At 32.4% G+C, this 19,210-nt stretch carries 15 protein-coding genes; 12 read left to right on the top strand and 3 right to left on the bottom strand.

Features of this window, described 5'->3' with window-relative positions:
• Positions 1 to 234: 234 nt before the first annotated feature.
• Together AC3IPI_RS15575 and AC3IPI_RS15570 are read right to left on the bottom strand one after the other, a co-directional pair.
• Entirely contained in the window at positions 235 to 774 is a 540-nt protein-coding gene (locus AC3IPI_RS15575) for a hypothetical protein (protein ID WP_489153885.1), read from the bottom strand.
• Positions 775 to 1,018: 244 nt separating this feature from the next.
• On the bottom strand, positions 1,019 to 1,477 hold the full coding sequence (locus AC3IPI_RS15570) for an RNA methyltransferase (protein ID WP_489159240.1): 459 nt from the start codon (positions 1,475 to 1,477) through the stop codon (positions 1,019 to 1,021).
• A 262-nt stretch (positions 1,478 to 1,739) separates the two neighbouring features.
• Here AC3IPI_RS15570 and AC3IPI_RS15565 point away from each other — a divergent pair, with 262 nt between their 5' ends.
• The 10 genes from AC3IPI_RS15565 to AC3IPI_RS15520 all read left to right on the top strand — a co-directional run bounded on the left by AC3IPI_RS15565 (position 1,740) and on the right by AC3IPI_RS15520 (position 15,102).
• Positions 1,740 to 2,273: a GNAT family N-acetyltransferase gene (locus tag AC3IPI_RS15565; RefSeq protein WP_489153883.1), complete on the top strand. Its 534-nt coding sequence runs from the start codon at positions 1,740 to 1,742 to the stop codon at positions 2,271 to 2,273.
• Between the two features lie 402 nt (positions 2,274 to 2,675).
• Positions 2,676 to 4,154, top strand: a complete 1,479-nt coding sequence (locus AC3IPI_RS15560) for an ankyrin repeat domain-containing protein (protein WP_489153881.1) — start codon at positions 2,676 to 2,678, stop codon at positions 4,152 to 4,154.
• Between the two features lie 46 nt (positions 4,155 to 4,200).
• The gene (locus AC3IPI_RS15555; protein ID WP_489153879.1) at positions 4,201 to 4,683 is read left to right on the top strand and encodes a DUF2271 domain-containing protein; all 483 of its coding nucleotides are present in this window, start codon (positions 4,201 to 4,203) and stop codon (positions 4,681 to 4,683) included.
• A gap of 147 nt (positions 4,684 to 4,830) precedes the next feature.
• Positions 4,831 to 7,020, top strand: coding sequence for a PepSY domain-containing protein (locus tag AC3IPI_RS15550; protein ID WP_489153877.1), 2,190 nt, complete (start codon positions 4,831 to 4,833; stop codon positions 7,018 to 7,020).
• Between the two features lie 222 nt (positions 7,021 to 7,242).
• Positions 7,243 to 8,250 (top strand): FAD:protein FMN transferase, encoded by a 1,008-nt coding sequence (locus tag AC3IPI_RS15545; RefSeq protein ID WP_489153875.1) that lies wholly within the window; start codon positions 7,243 to 7,245, stop codon positions 8,248 to 8,250.
• A 55-nt stretch (positions 8,251 to 8,305) separates the two neighbouring features.
• Positions 8,306 to 8,947, top strand: a complete 642-nt coding sequence (locus tag AC3IPI_RS15540; RefSeq protein WP_489153873.1) for a GNAT family N-acetyltransferase — start codon at positions 8,306 to 8,308, stop codon at positions 8,945 to 8,947.
• 1,030 nt (positions 8,948 to 9,977) lie between these two features.
• Entirely contained in the window at positions 9,978 to 10,463 is a 486-nt protein-coding gene (locus AC3IPI_RS15535; protein ID WP_323490966.1) for a DUF4625 domain-containing protein, read from the top strand.
• Between the two features lie 6 nt (positions 10,464 to 10,469).
• On the top strand, positions 10,470 to 12,905 hold the full coding sequence (locus AC3IPI_RS15530; RefSeq protein ID WP_489153870.1) for a TonB-dependent receptor: 2,436 nt from the start codon (positions 10,470 to 10,472) through the stop codon (positions 12,903 to 12,905).
• Between the two features lie 31 nt (positions 12,906 to 12,936).
• Entirely contained in the window at positions 12,937 to 13,854 is a 918-nt protein-coding gene (locus AC3IPI_RS15525) for a DUF4625 domain-containing protein (protein WP_489153868.1), read from the top strand.
• 30 nt (positions 13,855 to 13,884) lie between these two features.
• Positions 13,885 to 15,102 carry a hypothetical protein gene (locus AC3IPI_RS15520; protein ID WP_489153866.1) on the top strand — a complete coding sequence of 406 codons (1,218 nt, stop codon included), beginning with the start codon at positions 13,885 to 13,887 and terminating at the stop codon, positions 15,100 to 15,102.
• Positions 15,103 to 15,366: 264 nt separating this feature from the next.
• Here the strand turns inward: AC3IPI_RS15520 and AC3IPI_RS15515 are convergent, their stop codons facing one another.
• On the bottom strand, positions 15,367 to 16,158 hold the full coding sequence (locus tag AC3IPI_RS15515) for a polysaccharide deacetylase family protein (RefSeq protein ID WP_489153864.1): 792 nt from the start codon (positions 16,156 to 16,158) through the stop codon (positions 15,367 to 15,369).
• A gap of 371 nt (positions 16,159 to 16,529) precedes the next feature.
• Here AC3IPI_RS15515 and AC3IPI_RS15510 point away from each other — a divergent pair, with 371 nt between their 5' ends.
• Together AC3IPI_RS15510 and AC3IPI_RS15505 are read left to right on the top strand one after the other, a co-directional pair.
• Positions 16,530 to 17,525: a metal-dependent hydrolase gene (locus AC3IPI_RS15510; protein WP_489153862.1), complete on the top strand. Its 996-nt coding sequence runs from the start codon at positions 16,530 to 16,532 to the stop codon at positions 17,523 to 17,525.
• Positions 17,526 to 17,926: 401 nt separating this feature from the next.
• Positions 17,927 to 19,144 carry an erythromycin esterase family protein gene (locus tag AC3IPI_RS15505; protein WP_489153860.1) on the top strand — a complete coding sequence of 406 codons (1,218 nt, stop codon included), beginning with the start codon at positions 17,927 to 17,929 and terminating at the stop codon, positions 19,142 to 19,144.
• Positions 19,145 to 19,210: the final 66 nt, after the last annotated feature.

The following is a 19,210-nucleotide window of genomic DNA, read 5'->3' as shown; positions in this document are numbered from 1 at the left end:
AGATTTAAAAGAAAAATAGGTTACGCCATCCACAGCCAAATAATCCTAATTTTTGATAAATATCTCTATCAGAAATTCTAACCTAATTTTTATAATAACTTCTTCAAGCTTTCATAAACTCTCATCTCAACATCAGCATGTTCTTTTGTATTACATTCCTCTATTAAATTCTTTAAATCATCAGCTTTTAAAGTTGATTTGTTATCCAGAACAAGTAATAATTCTTGTGATGCATTATTTATTTTTTTTGGCCAAAGGTAAAATTGGCTGAATTAACGGAGCATTTGCGCTCAATACATTTAATTCTTTATTGGCATTAATCCATTTATTAAAAAATGTTGTGACTTTTGCTTTATTTTCAGGTGTTTTATTTGCTAAATAATAGCTAACGGCGTCATCAAATAATAATGAATCTTTTGAATCAGGAATGCAAGCATCTGCAAAAAGTGTAAAAGGAGAATACATTTTATATTCAGTTCCGTCTTCGTTACGAGTGTACTCTTTTACAAACTCGCAAACAGTCGAAAATTCTTCTATTGATTTAATATTTTGATTATTTGTAATATTTCTTAGAATAACATCTTTGTTGCGAATGTGTATTAACCCTAATTCTTCTAATCTAAAAGAAACCATTTCAAGACGTTTACGCATACTGGCAAGATTAGTAATATCTTCTGCTGACCAAAGTCGTTCAGCAATTGCAGCGGTTCTTGACCAAACTCTGGAATCTATGAATTGTTGCTGTTGTAAGCTCAGTCCACATTGTAGCTTCACCACCCAATATTCTTGCTTTTTCTTCGGTAGTCAAGTTAACTTCATTTGGAACAGAAATCTCAGATGTTTGCGGATATACCGATATCAAAAACCTTTCAAGATATTTTAGTCGATATGAAGGCGTTAATCCTTTAGAATTTAGAAAATTAAAACATTCCAAATACTAAAATTTTGATATTATCTAGTAATGGGTACTTTCGTAGTTATCGTGCATCGGAGATCAAGCCATGAATAAAGTTTTGTTTTAAGAACGTGGTTTAGGCAAGTTTCTGTCGTACATAATAATAGTTCCTGCCACAGCCACGTTTAAACTTTTCTCTGATTTAAATTTGACTAAATGATGGCATTTATCCATTACTTTATGAGATAAGCCATGATCTTCTGCACCTAATAAATAAACACAACGTCTTGGATGTTCAAAAGCCTCTAAATCGACAGCTTTTTCATCTAATTCAACGCCAACCAATCGCGCTCCTTTAGGTAAGTTTTCAAAAAAAGCTTCAAAAGTATCGTAATGAAAATAAGGAATCGCTTTTACTGCATCGTGAGTATCACAAGCTTGTTTGGCATATCGATTACCTATGGTAAATATAAAAGTAGCGCCTAAGTTTTGAGCCGATCGCCACAAAACACCCAAGTTTTCAGGCGTTTTACCATTTTGTATTCCTATCCCGAAATACTCATTTATAAAGTTATCATTCATAAAGGCAAAAGTACAAACTGTAAGTACATAAGTCAATTTTTTATTATACTGAAACAAACTACTTATGACTTACTAAAAACAAAGAAATAGCTTAAATCTAACTTAGATGCTCAATTATTTAAATAAAGAAATTTATTATATTAGCCTAAAACAAATACCAATTTACGACTCAAAGCTAATTAATTTGACCTTATTGAAGCGTTTCTTTGGCTAGTATAAATAAGTTAGCAGTCAGAACATTAATGAATTAAATTATGACAAAATGGTAAATAGAAGTTTTACACCTTTCCCGATTTTAACAACTGAAAGACTAACCCTTAGACAATTATCGGCGGAAGACGGGTCAGCTATTTTTACATTGCGTTCTGACACCGAAATAAACAAATATCTTGGCAGACAAGCAAGTCGAACAATTGAAGATGCAATAACTTTTATCAACAATATTAATGATAACATTAAAAGAAATGACTCGATTTATTGGGCAATAACTTTAACAAACAGCAAGATTTTTGTTGGAACAATTTGTCTTTTTGACTTTTCAAATGAAAAAAATAAATGCGAAATCGGTTATGAACTTTTGACAAATTTTCAAGGTCAAGGAATAATGCAAGAAGCAACTACAAAAGTTATTGACTATGCCTTTCAGACAATACAACTTAAAAAGATAGAAGCTTTTACTCATAATGACAATCTGAGTTCGATCAAACTTTTGACAAAATTAGACTTTAAAAAATCAAAAGAAGCTGACAACGAAAACCCTGAGTGCGCTATTTTCACCTTAACAAATTCACTTTAAAGCTTTTAAATTAAATTTTAACAAAGAATACTCTGCAAGTCAAATCAGCAACTTTGCTTACTTGCAAAACTTTCGATACAATTAAAAAATGAAAATGAGCGTTTAAGGAAGAGACTTCGGAAACGATACTGATTATGTAATCGTATTATCTCCGAACATTGTTTTTAAACTTTTTTAGATGCTTTTAGATTATTTAAAACCCCTACTCTATTTTTAGTTCTAAAGCTTTTCAGACAAAGTAATAAAACTTCCTTAAAAATGGGCATTAACAAATAAGTTATAGCTTTAATTGTTATTATTTTTTACATTTGCTTAATCTTATTGATTCTAAATAAATCACACTATTAAGTCGTGAATTTTATACGAATCAACACAATTTAAAAAGTAATAAATATCTATAATATGAAAAAAAACATTCTTCTTTCTTTCGCATTAGTCGCAACTTTATTTGTTAGTGCTCAGCAAAAAAATACTTTATTAGAAGCCTCTTTTTGGAAAACAGCACCAAGTGTTGATGTTGTTAAAGCTGAAATTGCAAAAGGAAACAGTCCGTCTGAATCGAATGCAAATGCTTTTGATGTACCAGTTATCGCCATTAATAATGATGCTCCTTTTGCAAGTATAAAATTCTTATTAGAACAACCAGGAAATCCAGTAAATAAATCTACTCACGATAACCGTATTTACTTACACTGGGCGGCTTATAGAGGAAATACAGAACTGGTAGAATATCTTATTGCCAAAGGTTCAGATATTAACTTTGAAGACAGCCATGGTACTACTCCACTTGTTTTTGGTGCTACTAGCGGTTTACTTAATTCAGGTATTTGTGACGCTTTTTTTAAAGCAGGAATAGATCCGAAGAAAAAATATGCTAATGGAGCGAACCTATTGCTTTTGGCAGTTCCGTTTGATAAAGACCTTACGATTACTGATTATCTTACCAAAAAAGGATTGTCTCTAAAAGATGTTGACAACAACGGAAACACAGCATTTGATTATGCTGCAAGAACAGGAAATGTAGCTCTTTTGAAAAAGTTATTAGAGAGAAAAGTAAAATATACTGATAATGCACTTCTTATTGCAACTCAAGGTACACGTAGAGAAACTACTCCGATTGAAACGTATAAATTTTTAGTGGAAGAATTAAAAATAAAATCAACCGCTACAAATAAATCTGGAGAAAACGTATTGCATCTTTTAGCAGGAAAACCAAACCAAGCCGAAATAATTACTTATTTCCTTGCTAAAGGTGTTGATATTAATGCAATTAATAAAGATGGAAACACTCCTTTTATGATTGCAGCCGGAGCTAGAGAAAATGGAGTATTAGAGCAATTATTACCAGCAGTAAAAAATATCAATTTACAGAATGCTAAAGGAGAATCTGCCTTGACTATAGCTGTAAAATCAGGAACTCCAGAGGCAGTTGCAACACTTTTGGCAAAAGGTGCTGATGTTAAAGTTACTGATAAAGAAGGTAATAATTTAGGTGTTTATTTAGTACAATCTTACCGACCTGATGCTAAACAAGATCCATTTACTGCCAAAATAAAATTGCTACAGGAAAAAGGATTGGACCTTACATCTCCACAAAAAGACGGGAATACATTGTATCATCTTGCAGTTGCTAAAAACGATTTATCTTTACTGAAAAAATTAGCTGATTTAAACATCGATGTAAATGCTAAAAACAAAGACGGTTTGACTGCTTTACACAAAGCTGCAATGGTTGCCAAAAATGATACTATCCTGAAATACCTTCTTTCTATTGGTGCTAAAAAAGATATTATTACCGAATTTGACGAAAGTGCTTATGCTTTAGCCAAAGAAAATGAGTCTTTAACAAAACAAAACATGTCAATTGATTTTTTAAAATAATATTTCAAAAAGTCAATTCCAATTCAATATAAAATATAAAACCGGAATGAAATCAATATTTAAAATAACTCTTACAAGTGCATTAATCTGTCTTATATCTTTTCAAGCTTCAGCACAGGCAAGCAAATACAAATGTATGCTTCAAATGTCTAACTATATGGGTGAAGGTGCTTACATCGTAGTTTCACTTATCAACCCTAAGGGAGAATACGAAAAAACGCTTTATGTAATGGGAGACGATAAAAAATGGTACAACTCATTAAAAGAATGGAATAAATTTCAAACTAAAAAGCCAGTAGATATCAGTGCAAAAACTGGAGCATCTGTTACTGGTGGAGATCGTAGTATGACAACAATTGAAATTGAAGATTCTAAAATAAATAAAGGATATAAATTAAGATTTGAATCTGCTGTTGAAGATCAAAAGTACCATGTAAGCGATGTTGAAATTCCACTTACAACTGAAGGTCTTGCTGCTAAAACAGAAGGTAAAGGTTATATTAGATACGTGAGATTAAATAAAATTTAATCGTATTTCCGTCAAACAAATAAAACTTGCCACAGATTAAAAAGATTCAAAATGATTTCTATTTCAATGAAAGAAAATCTGTAAAATCTTTTTAATCTGTGGCAAAAATTTCTCAATTACATTTGATTACCTTTTAGATTACACTCAATGACTCTTTCTTTCTGGCGTTACACACACTTGGCTTTGGCTTTGTTTTCTTCATTATTTTTATTTTTGGCATCTGTAACGGGTATCATACTGGCAGTAGACGCAGTTCAGGAAAAAACACAACCGTATAAGGTTGAAAATTTTGATCAGATAACTTTAGATCAAACCTTGCCAGTTTTAAAAAAGATATATCCTGAAATAACAGAATTAAGTGTTGATTACAACCAGTTTGTAACACTTCAGGCAATCGATCAGGATGGCAATGATATCAATGCTTATATTGATCCCAGAACAGGGAAAAATTTAGGAACACCAGTTAAAAAAAGTGAATTTATCCAATGGACAACTGCCTTACATCGTTCTTTATTCTTGCATGAAACAGGACGCTTTTTTGTTGGCGTTATTTCTTTTTTATTGATTTTAATTGCTTGTTCGGGTTTTGCACTTGTATTAAACAGACAAAGAGGAATCCGTAACTTTTTCTCTAAAGTAATCAAAGAATATTTTGCTCAATATTATCATGTTGTATTAGGTAGATTAGCTTTAATTCCGATTCTCATTATTGCTATTACCGGAACCTATTTATCACTGGAAAGATTTAATTTTTTCATGGACAAAGAGAAAAATAAAAAGGAAAAAACAGAAATTATAAAACCTTCTAAAGGTAAAACAGGATCAGTATTTACTACTACCCTACTATCTGATGTAAAAAAAATCGAATTTCCTTTTACATCTGATCCTGAAGAATATTATATCATCGGATTAAAAGACAGAGAAATTGAAGTAAATCAGGTTACAGGAGCTGTAATAACTGAAAAACGTTCCCCGATGACAGTTCAATTATCTGATTTAAGCCTTGACCTTCATACCGGAAGAATAAACGCTATTTGGGCTATAATATTAGCTATTGCCTGCATCAACATTCTCTTTTTTATATACTCAGGTTTTGCCATTACATTAAAGAGAAGATTAAGCCGAATTAAAAATAAATTCAAAGCCAACGAAAGTAAAATCATTCTACTCGCAGGTTCAGAAAATGGAAGTTCATTACGTTTTGCCAATGCTATTCAAAAACAATTAATCGCTCATGGCGAAAAAGTTTTCCTTACGGAACTTAATAATTACAATCTATATCCGAAAGCAGAACACATTATCGTTTTCTCATCTACTCATGGTTTAGGCGATGCACCTTCTAACGGAAATAAATTTGTATCGCTATTAAAGAAATACAATCAAGAACAAAAAATTAATTTTTCGGTGGTTGGTTTTGGTTCAAAAGCTTATCCTGATTTTTGTGGTTTTGCTATTGAAATTGATCAACTTTTAGCCACTCAAAATTGGACGGAACGCTTTTTAGAAATTCAAACCGTAAACGATAAATCTGCTCTCGAATTTATAGAATGGATAAAATTATGGAGTGCCAAAAGCGGAATTCCGTTATCGACAACGCCTTCTTTATACAATCATGTTCCTAAAGGCTTACAAAAATTAATGGTTTTAGATAAAACATTAGTTTCTGAAACGGAACAAACTTTTATATTGACTTTAAGAGCTAATATGAGAGCCAAATTTACTTCGGGTGATTTACTGGCTATTTATCCTGCAAATGATACCAGAGAGCGTTTATACTCGATTGGGAATCATTCTGGTAACATACAATTGGTTGTAAAACTTCATCCTCACGGTTTAGGTTCTGAGTTTTTGAACACCCTAAAACCTGGAAATACTATTAAAGCTAGAATCTTAAATAACAAAGCTTTTCATTTTCCTAAATCCGTGTCTAAAGTTGCTTTAATATCTAACGGAACCGGTATTGCTCCTTTCCTTGGAATGATTGAACAGAATAAGAAAAAAGTTGAAACGCATTTATACTCTGGCTTCCGAATGGAAACGGAAACTGTTTTAGGTTATAAAAAATTTACCGCAGAAATGATTAAAAAGCATCAACTTCAAAGCTTTCATTTGGCTTTATCTCGTGCAGAAAATCATCATTATGTAATGGATTTGATTAAACGAGATGTTGACTTTTTTATAGATTTATTACATCAAGGCGGCGTTATCATGATTTGTGGTTCGCTTGCAATGCAAAAAGATGTAGAAGCTATTTTGGATGATTTATGTCTTTCCAGAGAAATGAAATCTATTTCATATTATAAAGATAATGGTCAGTTGTTGACAGATTGCTATTAGGATAATTGTTAATTGTTAAATGATAATTGATAATTGATAATTGATAATTGATAATTGATAATTGTTGGATTGTGTAAGTCCCTTCGGGACGACATATTTATAGAGATTTATTCGACAAAAACCAAACCCCATCGGGGTGGCATATATTGGCTATCAGAAAAATATCGCTCCGCTGGAGCTTATTAATAAAAACTCATTATTTTTTATTATTCAAAAAAAATCATGCATACATCAATCCTACATAAGTTTTTAGTTCTTTTTATAATTGCGTTTAGTTTTTCGGGCAACGCACAAGTTCTCCGAAAAAGAACTACGCTGCTTATGGGAGGGCGTTTTGACATTACCATTGTTGCAAATGATACCGTAGCTGCAGAACAAAATATTGATGCTGTAATTGCCGAAATTACCCGAATTGAAAATTTGATTTCTGATTGGAAACCCGACTCACAAGTATCTGAAGTAAACCAAAATGCCGGAATCCGACCTGTTAAAGTAGATCGTGAGGTTTTTGAATTAACCCAAAGAGCCATAAAATTATCTGAAATAACAAATGGTGGCTTTGACGTTAGTTTTGCTGCAATGGACAGAATATGGAAATTTGACGGTTCAATGACCGAAATGCCTTCGGCGGAAGCCATAAAAAAATCAGTAGAAAAGGTGGGGTATAAAAACATTATTTTAGACAGCGTACAATCTACCATATTCCTAAAACTTAAAGGAATGAAAATAGGATTTGGAGCGCTGGGCGAAGGATATGCCACCGATAAATGCCGAACTATGATGCTGTCTAAAGGAATCAAAGCCGGAATTATAAATGGCTCTGGAGATATGAGTACCTGGGGAAAACAACCTAACGGTGAACCATGGAAAATTGGTATTACAAACCCATTTAATACCGAAAAACTCTTAGCTGTTGTCCCTTTAGAACAAGAGGCTGTAACCACTTCTGGAAGCTATGAAAAGTTTGTAATTTTTAATGGCAAAAGATATTCGCATATAATAAATCCAGCAACTGGATACCCTGCAACTGGATTATGCAGTGTGACCGTTTTTGGTCCTGATGCTGAAACAGCAAACGGACTTAGTACTTCTTTAATGGTTTTAGGTCAAAAAGAAGGTTTACTTTTACTTCAAAAGTATCCTGATTATAGTTGTTTGATGATAACCGATAATGAAAAAGTAATCAAATCGAAAAACTTCAAAATCAAGAAATTCAAGACTAAATTCTAACTTTTAAATCTTAGGATTCTCTCACAACTATTTACAATCTTAACTTCTTGGTACAATGAAAAGCCGCACTCCTCTCAATATCCTGGAAAAATGGATTAAAGCATGGTCTTTATCAAGAGAATTATCTTTACCTGTAAAATACAAATCGGGGTGGATGGTAGATGTGGGATATGAAAACCAAAAACAACGTTATGTTTTTCCTGAACTTAACAATGATTTTATTCAATTATTTGAGACTATTGATGAACCTTGGGTATATCTAAAAGTTTGTGCTTCGCCCGATGAACTAAAAGGCAAATTATCTGAAAAATGGGTAATTCAGCCTCAAGGTTATATGATGTCTTGTTTTAAACAAATGAGTTTTGCCAGTGATAATTTACCTGATAAATACAAGTTCGAATATGAGAGCTACAACTCCACTTTTATTGTTAGAATTGTTACTAAAGATGGCGAACTAGCATCGATAGGACGCGTTGTTCTTGTTGATGATTTAGCCGTTTATGATAGAATCTCAACCGAAGCAAATCATCGCCGAAACGGTCTTGCTACTTTCTTAATGAAAGAACTCGAAAAAATTGCCTTAGCCAATAACGTTTACAACAATTTTCTGGTTGCTACAGAAGATGGGAAATCCTTATACCAGACTCTGGGATGGGAAATCTATAGCCTTTATACATCGGCTGTTATTGTTGATTAAAACAAAATAATCCCATTCAAAACTCACTATTATTTATTTTTTAATGAAACAATGTTGCATTTGCGAATAAGATTTTTATATTTGCAACAGTATTGCGTTAAGAATAGAAAAACAGAAGGAAATAACAACTTTCTTCATCGTTTTATATCATAATACTTTATGGTTTTTATTCTTAAATAAACATGCTTTATTAAAACTTGATTCGTCTGAATGAAAAAGAAATTTAAATTTATTAATCTTCTTATGCCGCTAATAGTAGTATTCGCTATACTATTTCCGGTAATCCATTCTTATGAACATATCCAAAGTCATGATGCTACCCATAAAAGTACACAGCATTTAAGTACTGCTAAAACGGAATTTATAACACACAATCATTCTTCTGAGGAATGTGCTATATGTCATTTTAAATTTACTCCTGTAAGTACGTTTACTTACATGTCTTTTGAGTTTTATAAAAGATGTAACATAACCTCATATGTTTCTTTTTATTACAAATCTTATTCCTATTTCTTTAAGGGATCCTTATTTGCTCTTCGAGCGCCTCCTACAATTTAAAGTAAAATCAATTACTTGGCAATAATCCATTTTTAATAGTTTTCTTTTAGATGTTACTACAAAAGCTAATCGTATTAGTTATGTAAATTCATTTAAAAGAAGTGTTTATAAACTTATATTTCCTTAAATGACTTATATGGTTTAAAACCACTTTTCTATAACAATTTCTATAAAAACTAACCATATAAGCTATGTAAGTTAATATAAACGAAGTGTTTATAAAACTTATATTTTCTTAAATGACTTATATGTTTAATAAAGTTCTATAGATCTGTCTTTGGGTTTCGTTTATTCAAAAAGCTAAGATTTTACTACTGCTTAATTGCTTATTCCATTTTAAAAACAATCCTTATTTCATAGAATAATTATCTATGAATATATCCTTCTGTGCTCCTTTTTAAGTTGACATTACGTATAGCTATGTCATTTAAAAAAGCGCATTCCCCTACTCTGTAACCAAAAATTAATACATATGAACAAAATGAAAATCTCAAAACTTGTACTGGCATCTTTTGCTTTAGTCAGCATCTTAACAGCGTGTGATAGCAGCGATGATGCTAAAATTGATACCGAATACCCTGTTATCGATATATCGGCAGCAAATGCATTTCCGATACAATGTAGCGAAGCAATCCGTGGGCAAAAATTTACTTTCAGAGCTAAGTTTACCGACAACTCGGCATTAGGATCGTATAGCTTGGATATCCACCATAATTTCGACCATCATAACCATAGTACCGAAGTAAATGATTGTACTCCTGAAGCTATAAAAAAACCTGTAAAACCATTGCTTTATATCAATTCTGTCACTATTCCCGAAAATTTAAAAAGCTACGAGGCAACTCAGGAAATCAACATTCCGACAGATATTGATCCCGGAGATTACCATTTCCTTATTCGCCTAACCGATAAAGAAGGTTGGCAAACAATTAAAGGCTTAAGCATCAAAATTAAATAAGTGACTTTGAAGAACGAATATAAATCAAATCGATTACGGATTATTTATCTGTTGCTCTTTTGCGCTGTTATTTTCACGAAAGTATCAGCACAAACCGTCAATATATCAGGTAGCGTATTTTCTAATAGTCATAAACCGTTAGAAGCTGCAACCGTAACGATTTACCCCTCATCTATTACCACTTTTACAAATAAAGAAGGCGTTTATTACTTTAATCAAATTCCGAAAGACTCAAAGAAACTTATTGTTAGTTATTCGGGTTATATCAAATCTGAAATTGAACTTTCATTAGATAAAAACTCAAATGTACAACCAGATATTATCTTACATCAGGAAGTTAAAGAACTACAAGAAGTAGTAATAAAAGATAATTATGCAACGCGTCTTAACAAGAAAGAATCGCTTAGCATAGATGTAGTAAATAGTAGTTTTATTCAGCGCAATCTTGGCGGCAGTTTGATGCAATCGCTCCAAAGATTACCTGGTGTAAAGACTATTTCTATTGGTTCTGGAGGTTCAAAACCACTTATCCGGGGATTAAGTTTTAATCAGGTTATTGTTGTCGAGAATGGTATTAAACACGAGGGGCAACAATGGGGTGCAGATCACGGACTCGAAATTGACCAATATGCTGTAAATCGTGTAGAAATCATTAAAGGCCCATCTTCATTTATTTATGGTTCTGATGCTATTGGCGGCGCCATTAATATAAAACCGTTACCTGTCCCTGCCAAACATACTTTGGGCGGAAGCCTTGATATTACGGGCAAAAGCAATAACGAACAATATGGCGGTTCTTTTAACCTGTTTGGGCGTAATGAAAAATGGTTCTTTGATACCCGAATCACTACAATGGATTATGGCGATTATCGTGTTCCTACCGATGTTGTTCAGGTTTATAATTATGCTGTCCCTTTATATAAAAATCATTTACGCAATACCGCTGGACGCGAACTAGATATGCATGTAAGTACAGGATATATAGGTGAGAAATTTAAATCGGTTATGTACCTAAGTAATGTATATAGTAAAACTGGCTTTTTTGCCAATGCTCATGGTCTTGAACCTCGAAATGTAGATACAGAACTTCATGACAAATCTAGTCGTGATATACAAATGCCATATCAGGAAGTTAACCATACCAAGATAAGTAACACTACTTCTTTTAGATTGGGCGAACATCAACTGGAAACTCAAATAGGCTTTCAAAAGAATTTTCGTCGAGAATGGAGTCATTATGTTAATCATGGTTATATGCCGCCTATATATCCCGATGATATGTATGCTCCAAAAGATCTAGAGCGACAATATGATAAAGAAGTTTTCTCCGCTTCGGCAAAAGATGAATTCTCATTGGGCAATCATCAGTTTACTGTTGGAATAAATACAGAATTGCAACAAAATAAAATTGGTGGCTGGAGTTTCCTAATTCCTGCTTTTACGCAAGTGAACGCTGGAGCATTTGCTTATGATAAAATTCAGCTCAATGAAAAATGGCTGCTGCACGCTGCGCTACGATTGGATTATGGAAAAATTAAAATGAAACAATACACAGATTGGTTTGAAAGTGAAGTAACTACTAATGGGCAAACAAATTTTGAATACTTAGAACGTTCGGAAGAGCTTACGCGAACATTTAAAAGTTTTACCTGGTCGGCAGGAGTTAATTACAATCTGGAAAAATTCTCTTTGAAAGCAAATGCAGGAACTAGTTTCAGAATGCCGATTGCTAAAGAATTGGCTTCAAACGGTGTAAATTATCATTATTTCCGATTCGAAAAAGGAGATCCAAATTTATCTGCCGAACAATCCTATCAGTTAGATCTTGGGTTAGAATGGCAGGATCATAAGTGGTCTGTACAACTAAGTCCGTTTTTTAATTATTTCCCCAATTACATCTACCTAAACCCTACTTCGCAACATGATATTTATTATGGAGCAGGCAATCAGGTTTTTGAATATGAGCAGAGCAAAGTCATGCGCTATGGAGGTGAATTGCAAACGCGCTATCAATTCTTAAAAAGTTTAAGTGGTGAAATTCTTGTAGAATATCTTTATTCCGAACAATTATCGGGCAGTAAAAAAGGCTATACCCTACCCTTTTCTCCTCCTGCATCGGTTTTGTTTGGGCTTACCTACAGTCCGGAAATAAAAAATCTAAGAGAAACTTATTTCTCCTTAGATTATCGTTTTACTGCCGAACAAAACCAAATTGTTCCTCCAGAAAAGAAAACTGCCAGCAGCAATGTTTTCAACCTTGCCTTGGGAACAAAAATAAGAACTGGACAACAGGATTTAGCCATTTCACTGCAAGTACAAAACTTATTTAATGCTAAATATTTAAATCATACAAGTTTTTATCGATTAATAGAACTCCCTGAAGCAAGCAGAAACATTATTCTATCAGTCAAAATTCCCTTTTTAATACATAATCAAAAATAATATGAACCCTTTTAAACAAACAAAAACCTCTATGAAAAAAGCAAAATTATTCCCCTTGTTTTTACTATTTATTGGCGCATTTACAGCGTGTAATAATGACGATGATACTACCCCAGAAGTTGCAAAACCTACAATGACAAATGTTGAAATTGGTTCTGCCAATAATAAGCAAGGGGTCATTGGTCGCGATTTTCACTTTAACGTCGATGTCACAGCTGGAGATAAAATTGCAGCCGTGCAGCTTAAAATACTTCCTAAAAAAGGAGAAAAATATGCAAGCGATTGGAAATTAGAACTAAGTTGGGCTGAATATGTTGGTGCAAAAAATACTACGGTACATAAACACTTTAATATTCCTAATGAAGCTCCTGAAGGTAAATATGACTTTTTCTTTACAGTATTGGACAGCAATGGTTCTAAACTGGAAATTAAAGAAGATTTTACCATTGTCGATGCTGCAAATTTACCTACTGATCCATTAATTGGTCGAGATATGATTTCTCGCAACGAAACTTTAATTTATCATATGGGAACTTGGGTTGAACCTGAGCTAATCTTTAAAAAGGATGACATATTAACGGCTCATGCTCAGATAAGTCAGATTAAAGGTGATGGAATATTATACTCTGTACTAATTAAAAAAAGCGCCAACTATCATCCTGAAAGCATTGACAATCTAGATTTTAAAAAAGTAATCGTGATTTCTAAAGTCGAGCATAAAGGTCTTGCCGCAGCATCAAAGATTTCGACTTTGCAAAAGATAAATGATGTTTGGGGCGGCGAAAAAATTGTTATCGGTGCTGCAACTGATGCTAACCTACCTAATGCAAACCCAATAACTGGCGAAAAAGCATGGGAATCTGGTGTATATAACTGGGTGGTTTTGTATAAAAATACAACCTACAATCTCAATGTATATAAGTCAATGCCTATTACTGTTAATTACTAATCTAAATATTATCTTAAACCCCCATTTACAATGAAAAACACTAATTTTAAACTGATTTTCTTATTTGCTTTATCCACTTTTGCAATCTCTTGTAGCAATGACGATGATGATAATACTACTGAAACTCCAAAGGAAACTTTGGCTGAATATAAGTATTTAAGAGTATTACTTTCTGATGAAAAAACAACAGAAATTACTCTTGTAAATCCAGTTGATGGTACTTCGAGTTTCTTTAATGCAAAATTTGCAAAATCAACTATTTACACAACAGAATCAGGTAGATATGCAGGAATTATTCATAGAGCAGATAATACTGTAGAAACTTTTGACAGCGGATTTGAAGGTCATGGCGATCATGTTGATGTAGACGGAATTCCTAAGTTTGGAGCATTAACAGGTCAATCGCCTATGCCAACTCATTTTAAAAGTAAAATAGGAGAATTATTAACTTTTAATGATGGTGATGGAACATTGTCTGTAGCCAAAGAAGCTGATGTTAATACAGCTGGAGCAAAATTTAAAGTAATTAATGCAGGTTTATTGGCTCATCACGGTGCTATGGCAACTTTTACTAATGGAACTTATGCTATTACCCAAAAAGATAATTCGGTTGCAGGAACGCTCCCTGAAAAAGTAAAAATTATAGATAATACAGGTAAAACTCTTTTTGAATCTACAATTTCTACAAAAGGAATCCACGGAAATGGATCTGACGGAACTTATGCTGTTTTTGGTTCAGCAAGTGGTGTTCTTGTGGTTGAAAGTTCAGGAAAACAAAAACTTATTGCACTTCCTGAAGGTTTTGGAACAGCATGGTTTGGAAGTATTTTGGAAACAAAAGCTCAAGGGAAATTTATTGGTTTTACTGCTGAGAAAGGTGCTTACTTAATTGATGTTATCAACGGAACAATTAAGCCAATTATACAAAGTGCTACTATTGCACAATGTAAAGTAAGCTACAACATGAGTAAACTAGGAATTTTATTAAATAGTGGTGAATTTAAATTATTCAATTTAACTACGCTGCAAGTTGAAAAAGAAGGAAAAGTAATTGCTGAAATTGCAAAAGATGCGACTATGAAACCTCAAATCCAACTAACAGAAAATTTTGCTTATATAACTTCTCCAACTACAGGAGAATTATTGCAACTGAGTTTATCTAATATGACAATTGTAAAGAAAATAAAAGTATCTAATACTCCATACAGAATTACGATTCTTGGTTTTGAAAACAGCAAAAGTCATTAAGCTTAATTTTCTAATCTTATTCTAAAATCTTATTTAAACATATAGAAACATAGTCAAAGTGTGCAGAAAAGAACAAGAAAGAGAAATATATTTCTTTCACATAGCTATGTGCATTTAAAATAAGTGAAACGCCTATTTTAAGAATACAAAATCTATGTTTCTATGTGTTTAAATTAATTTATCAAACATTTTAAATAGTATTAATTAATAACAGCAGATGCTAAAACATTTTAGCATCTGCTGTTTTATTTCAATATCTTATATTTATAAGTTTTTCAAATCATCTACAGTATAAAACTTAAGTTTATTAACCTTTGCATACTCGCATATTTCTTGTAAAGCTGCAAGCGGTGTTTCTATTTTTTCATCGGCAATATCTACTGTTTTATGCCCATAAAAAACAACTATTTTATTATGCTTCTTTGCATAATCCATAAGAGTTTTATAATACGCAACGTCAAACTGCTTGTAATCATCATCTATACCCAAACCATAAATAACTCTGTTTCCCTCATAATAACAATATTGTGATTCGGGATAAAGTTTACCATAAGTTGTACCTCTTATAATGTCAAAATATTTTAATAATTCTTTGTCCAAATCTGCATTGCGTGCTCCATCAGGATAGGCAAATGAGCGCAAATTAAACCCGTCTTTATCCATAGCAACTTTTAGCGGTAGTATCTCCTCTTTTATGTACTTATCGATTCCATATTTAGCCGAATATTTAAGTGCATTTTCATGATTATATCCATGTGCTGCGATATCGTGTCCCATATCTTGCAAATAGTGTAGCTTTTTCTTTTGCGTAGCGTTCAAAGAATCATATTTACATATAAAAAAAGTCGCTTTCCAGTCTAAATGGCGCAGTCGCTTTTCGGCATTATACCAATCATCAATATAATTATCATCGAAGCTTAATATGATACCTGGCTGAGATTCTTTTTTTACTGGAAGAAGCGATTTAGATTTCTTCTCTTCAGAATAAGTACTTGCTGTATAAAGTAAAATACCAATGGTAAAGAAACCAATAAGTGCGTATATAATTCGCTTCATAATGTAGATTTTGTAATCAAATTTAAGTATTATCCTCTAAAAAAAATCTACTTACTGTTATTAATTAATTTATTAATAAAGCCTCCCGATTTCATTGGTTTATTAAACTGCTGTGACAAAGTTTAACCCACTTCTTTGCCTAGGGAACACGGATAAAACAGATTCGCTAAAGCGAAAACGCAGATAAAAAACGGATTTTTAAAAACAAAAGAAAGAAATCCGTTTTGATCCGCGTCTTTACTTTTGTAAATCCGTATCATCTGTGTCCCATTATAGACAATATTGGCTATAAACATTCCACTCCGCTACGGTTGAAAAACATTTTAATACTTTAGATCTTTCTGTTTAAATTTGCTGTTCAACTACAACTCATGGATTCTTTTACTCAAATTGTGTTAGGAATTGCAACTGCCGAATTATGTGCGGGTGAAAAATTGCAACGAAAAACGATTTTATATGGTGCAATTCTAGGAACTATACCAGACTTAGATGTTCTGTTTGGGCAGTTTTTAAATCCTGTAGATGGTGTAGCTATTCATCGGGGATTAAGTCATTCCTTATTATTTTTTGGCTTATTATCGCCCATTTTAGGTTGGTTTATTTCTAAGATCGAACAAGAGAAAATTAATTTTCGTAGTGCTACTATTTTAGTATTTTGGTGTTTATTTACCCATGTATTACTGGATATGTTTACATCTTGGGGAACACAAATTTTCTGGCCTCTACCCGACCGAATTGCCTTAAAAACTATATTTGTAATTGATCCTTTATATACGCTTCCGTTGCTTATTTGTTTAATTATAGGATTGCGCAAACCTACTTTCGCTTTGCGAAAAAAATATGTTTTACGCGGAATATATATTAGTTCGTTTTATCTCTTGGTAACCTGTAGTTTAAAATTATATGCTTTACAACAATTTAAAAATGCATTGCAAGAACAGCATATATCTTATAGTGATCTTATTGTAAAACCTACTGCCTTTAATTGCATTTTATGGAATGCTAATGTGGCTACAAAAGAGGCATATCTATTAGGCGATTATTCCTTATTTGATAGCCAGCCGATAACTTTTGAACGTTATGAAAAAAATAATACCTTATCGCAGCAGCTTACTGGCAATCCCGATTTTGAAACCTTAAAAAAAGTGAGCGAAGGATGGTTTATTGTAACCAAAAAAGATAACGAGTATTACTTTAATGATTTGCGCTTTGGCTTGCTTACTAAAGATCCCAAACAGCCTCAATTTGCCTTTAGCTATGTTTTTAAGGATGAAAACGAAAAACTAAAGGCTCAAGAAGTTCCTAAGCAAAAACGTGATGGAAAAGCCTTAATGCAAGGAATCTTAAATAGGATAAAAGGAAATTAAAAAAGGAACTATTCCATTTTGAGAAACATAATATCATTTTGATAGTATTCATTTTATAAAAAAGCATTAAAAAAACACATAAAACACTAACATACAATAGTTTAATTCATTACAAAATTTACAGGTATTATGTTTGCTTCAATAATGAAAATCTAAATCATTATGAACAACTATCCTGAACAAAAAAAACTACTGCATCGTAATAAATTAAAGAGACTGGCTCGAATAAGAATGAAAATGACCACAACCCATTTGCTATTCATCACTTATGCTGTTGTGTTAGTTTTTATTGCAATTTTCAAGTTAACAGGTCAATAGCATAAATAAATTATTAAAGTACAAAAGGTATTGCATTACATCATATAATTATTATTTGTATTTTAGTAATCAAAAACTACTATATGACCAAAAACCTCCTTTACTCCGTTTTGTTCAGTTGCTTTTTTTCTGTTTGCACTTTTGCTCAAGGACAATCCCTAAACTGGATAAATTCTCATGCATTACCAATTACCGACAATGAGAATGACAATAAGGCATATTACTCGCAGTTAACCAATCTGCTTAAGGATAACAAAATTTGTGGTCTGGGAGAAGCTTCTCACGGAACTCATGAATTTTATACCGAGAAGAATCGTATTATCAAATATCTGATCACAAATGCCCAATATAAATCGATTGGTTTTGAGTTTGGATATTCGGCGATAGAACCAATTAATGTTTATTTATTAACTGGAAAAGGAGATTTAAAACAACTCATGAAACCATTGCGATTGTTTAATACAAAAGAAATATATGATTTGTTTGAATGGGTAAAGACATATAATACCTCCAAAACTCCTAAGGATAAAGTTAATCTTTTTGGTTTTGACACTAATTATATCAAGTCTGATATTGATGCATCTGCCAACTTTTGTTCTGCTTATTTAACAAAAAATGCGTCTCTTTATACTAATGGATCAGCTGCAATACCAGTTTTAAAAAAGATAACAACTCCAGATTTTCCTCTATATGAATTATCTGATGATGAAACGGGAATTATTTCTCGCTTAAATACCGAAGTAAAACTTAAAGGCACATCGACAATTAAAGGTTTTAACGAATTTAAAAAATACATATCCCTTTTATACCAAGGCACATTATTATCTAATCCTTTGGCCAGAGATCAATTTATGGCCGAAAATCTTATCGATTTCCAACAAGAAACTAAAGCCAAAACCATTATTTGGGGACACAATATCCATTTTGCAAAAGATACCAATATGCCTAAAGCAAAAGGAATGGGATATCATGTAAAAGAGAAATATGGTAATGAATATTACGCAATAGGTTTTGATACTTTTAAAGGAAAAGTGACTGTTCTAGACGGCAATGATTATGTAGAACACAGTTTTGAAGCGCAACCAAAATCTTATTCGGCGTTGTTTGCAGAAGCTAAGTTCCCTACTTTCTTTGTAGCCTTTGATACTGCCGAAGAAAGTCCTTTTTATAATGCAAATGGCAACATAACCAATATATACTCTAACTGGACTAATGTAATAGCATTACCTATGAAGCCCGGTATTGATTTTGATGCATTAATTTTTATACGAGAAACAACTCCTTCGATTATATTAAAGTAATTAATTTAACCATATAAGTGATGTAAGTAAATATAAGCTGGTCTTTTCGGCAAAACTTAAATGAAC

It is taken from the genome of Flavobacterium sp. GL_143, assembly GCF_057834355.1.
Note: the sequence above shows the minus strand (reverse complement) of the source record. Positions and strands in the feature narration are given on the sequence as shown.

Excerpts from the sequence above, each read along its gene's own strand:
- AC3IPI_RS15570 (WP_489159240.1), bottom strand. The coding sequence starts at position 1,477 with ATGAATGATAACTTTATAAATGAGTATTTCGGGATAGGAATACAAAAT.
- AC3IPI_RS15565 (WP_489153883.1), top strand. The coding sequence starts at position 1,740 with ATGGTAAATAGAAGTTTTACACCTTTCCCGATTTTAACAACTGAAAGA.
- AC3IPI_RS15560 (WP_489153881.1), top strand. The coding sequence starts at position 2,676 with ATGAAAAAAAACATTCTTCTTTCTTTCGCATTAGTCGCAACTTTATTT.
- AC3IPI_RS15555 (WP_489153879.1), top strand. The coding sequence starts at position 4,201 with ATGAAATCAATATTTAAAATAACTCTTACAAGTGCATTAATCTGTCTT.
- AC3IPI_RS15550 (WP_489153877.1), top strand. The coding sequence starts at position 4,831 with ATGACTCTTTCTTTCTGGCGTTACACACACTTGGCTTTGGCTTTGTTT.
- AC3IPI_RS15545 (WP_489153875.1), top strand. The coding sequence starts at position 7,243 with ATGCATACATCAATCCTACATAAGTTTTTAGTTCTTTTTATAATTGCG.
- AC3IPI_RS15540 (WP_489153873.1), top strand. The coding sequence starts at position 8,306 with ATGAAAAGCCGCACTCCTCTCAATATCCTGGAAAAATGGATTAAAGCA.
- AC3IPI_RS15535 (WP_323490966.1), top strand. The coding sequence starts at position 9,978 with ATGAACAAAATGAAAATCTCAAAACTTGTACTGGCATCTTTTGCTTTA.
- AC3IPI_RS15525 (WP_489153868.1), top strand. The coding sequence starts at position 12,937 with ATGAAAAAAGCAAAATTATTCCCCTTGTTTTTACTATTTATTGGCGCA.
- AC3IPI_RS15520 (WP_489153866.1), top strand. The coding sequence starts at position 13,885 with ATGAAAAACACTAATTTTAAACTGATTTTCTTATTTGCTTTATCCACT.
- AC3IPI_RS15515 (WP_489153864.1), bottom strand. The coding sequence starts at position 16,158 with ATGAAGCGAATTATATACGCACTTATTGGTTTCTTTACCATTGGTATT.
- AC3IPI_RS15510 (WP_489153862.1), top strand. The coding sequence starts at position 16,530 with ATGGATTCTTTTACTCAAATTGTGTTAGGAATTGCAACTGCCGAATTA.
- AC3IPI_RS15505 (WP_489153860.1), top strand. The coding sequence starts at position 17,927 with ATGACCAAAAACCTCCTTTACTCCGTTTTGTTCAGTTGCTTTTTTTCT.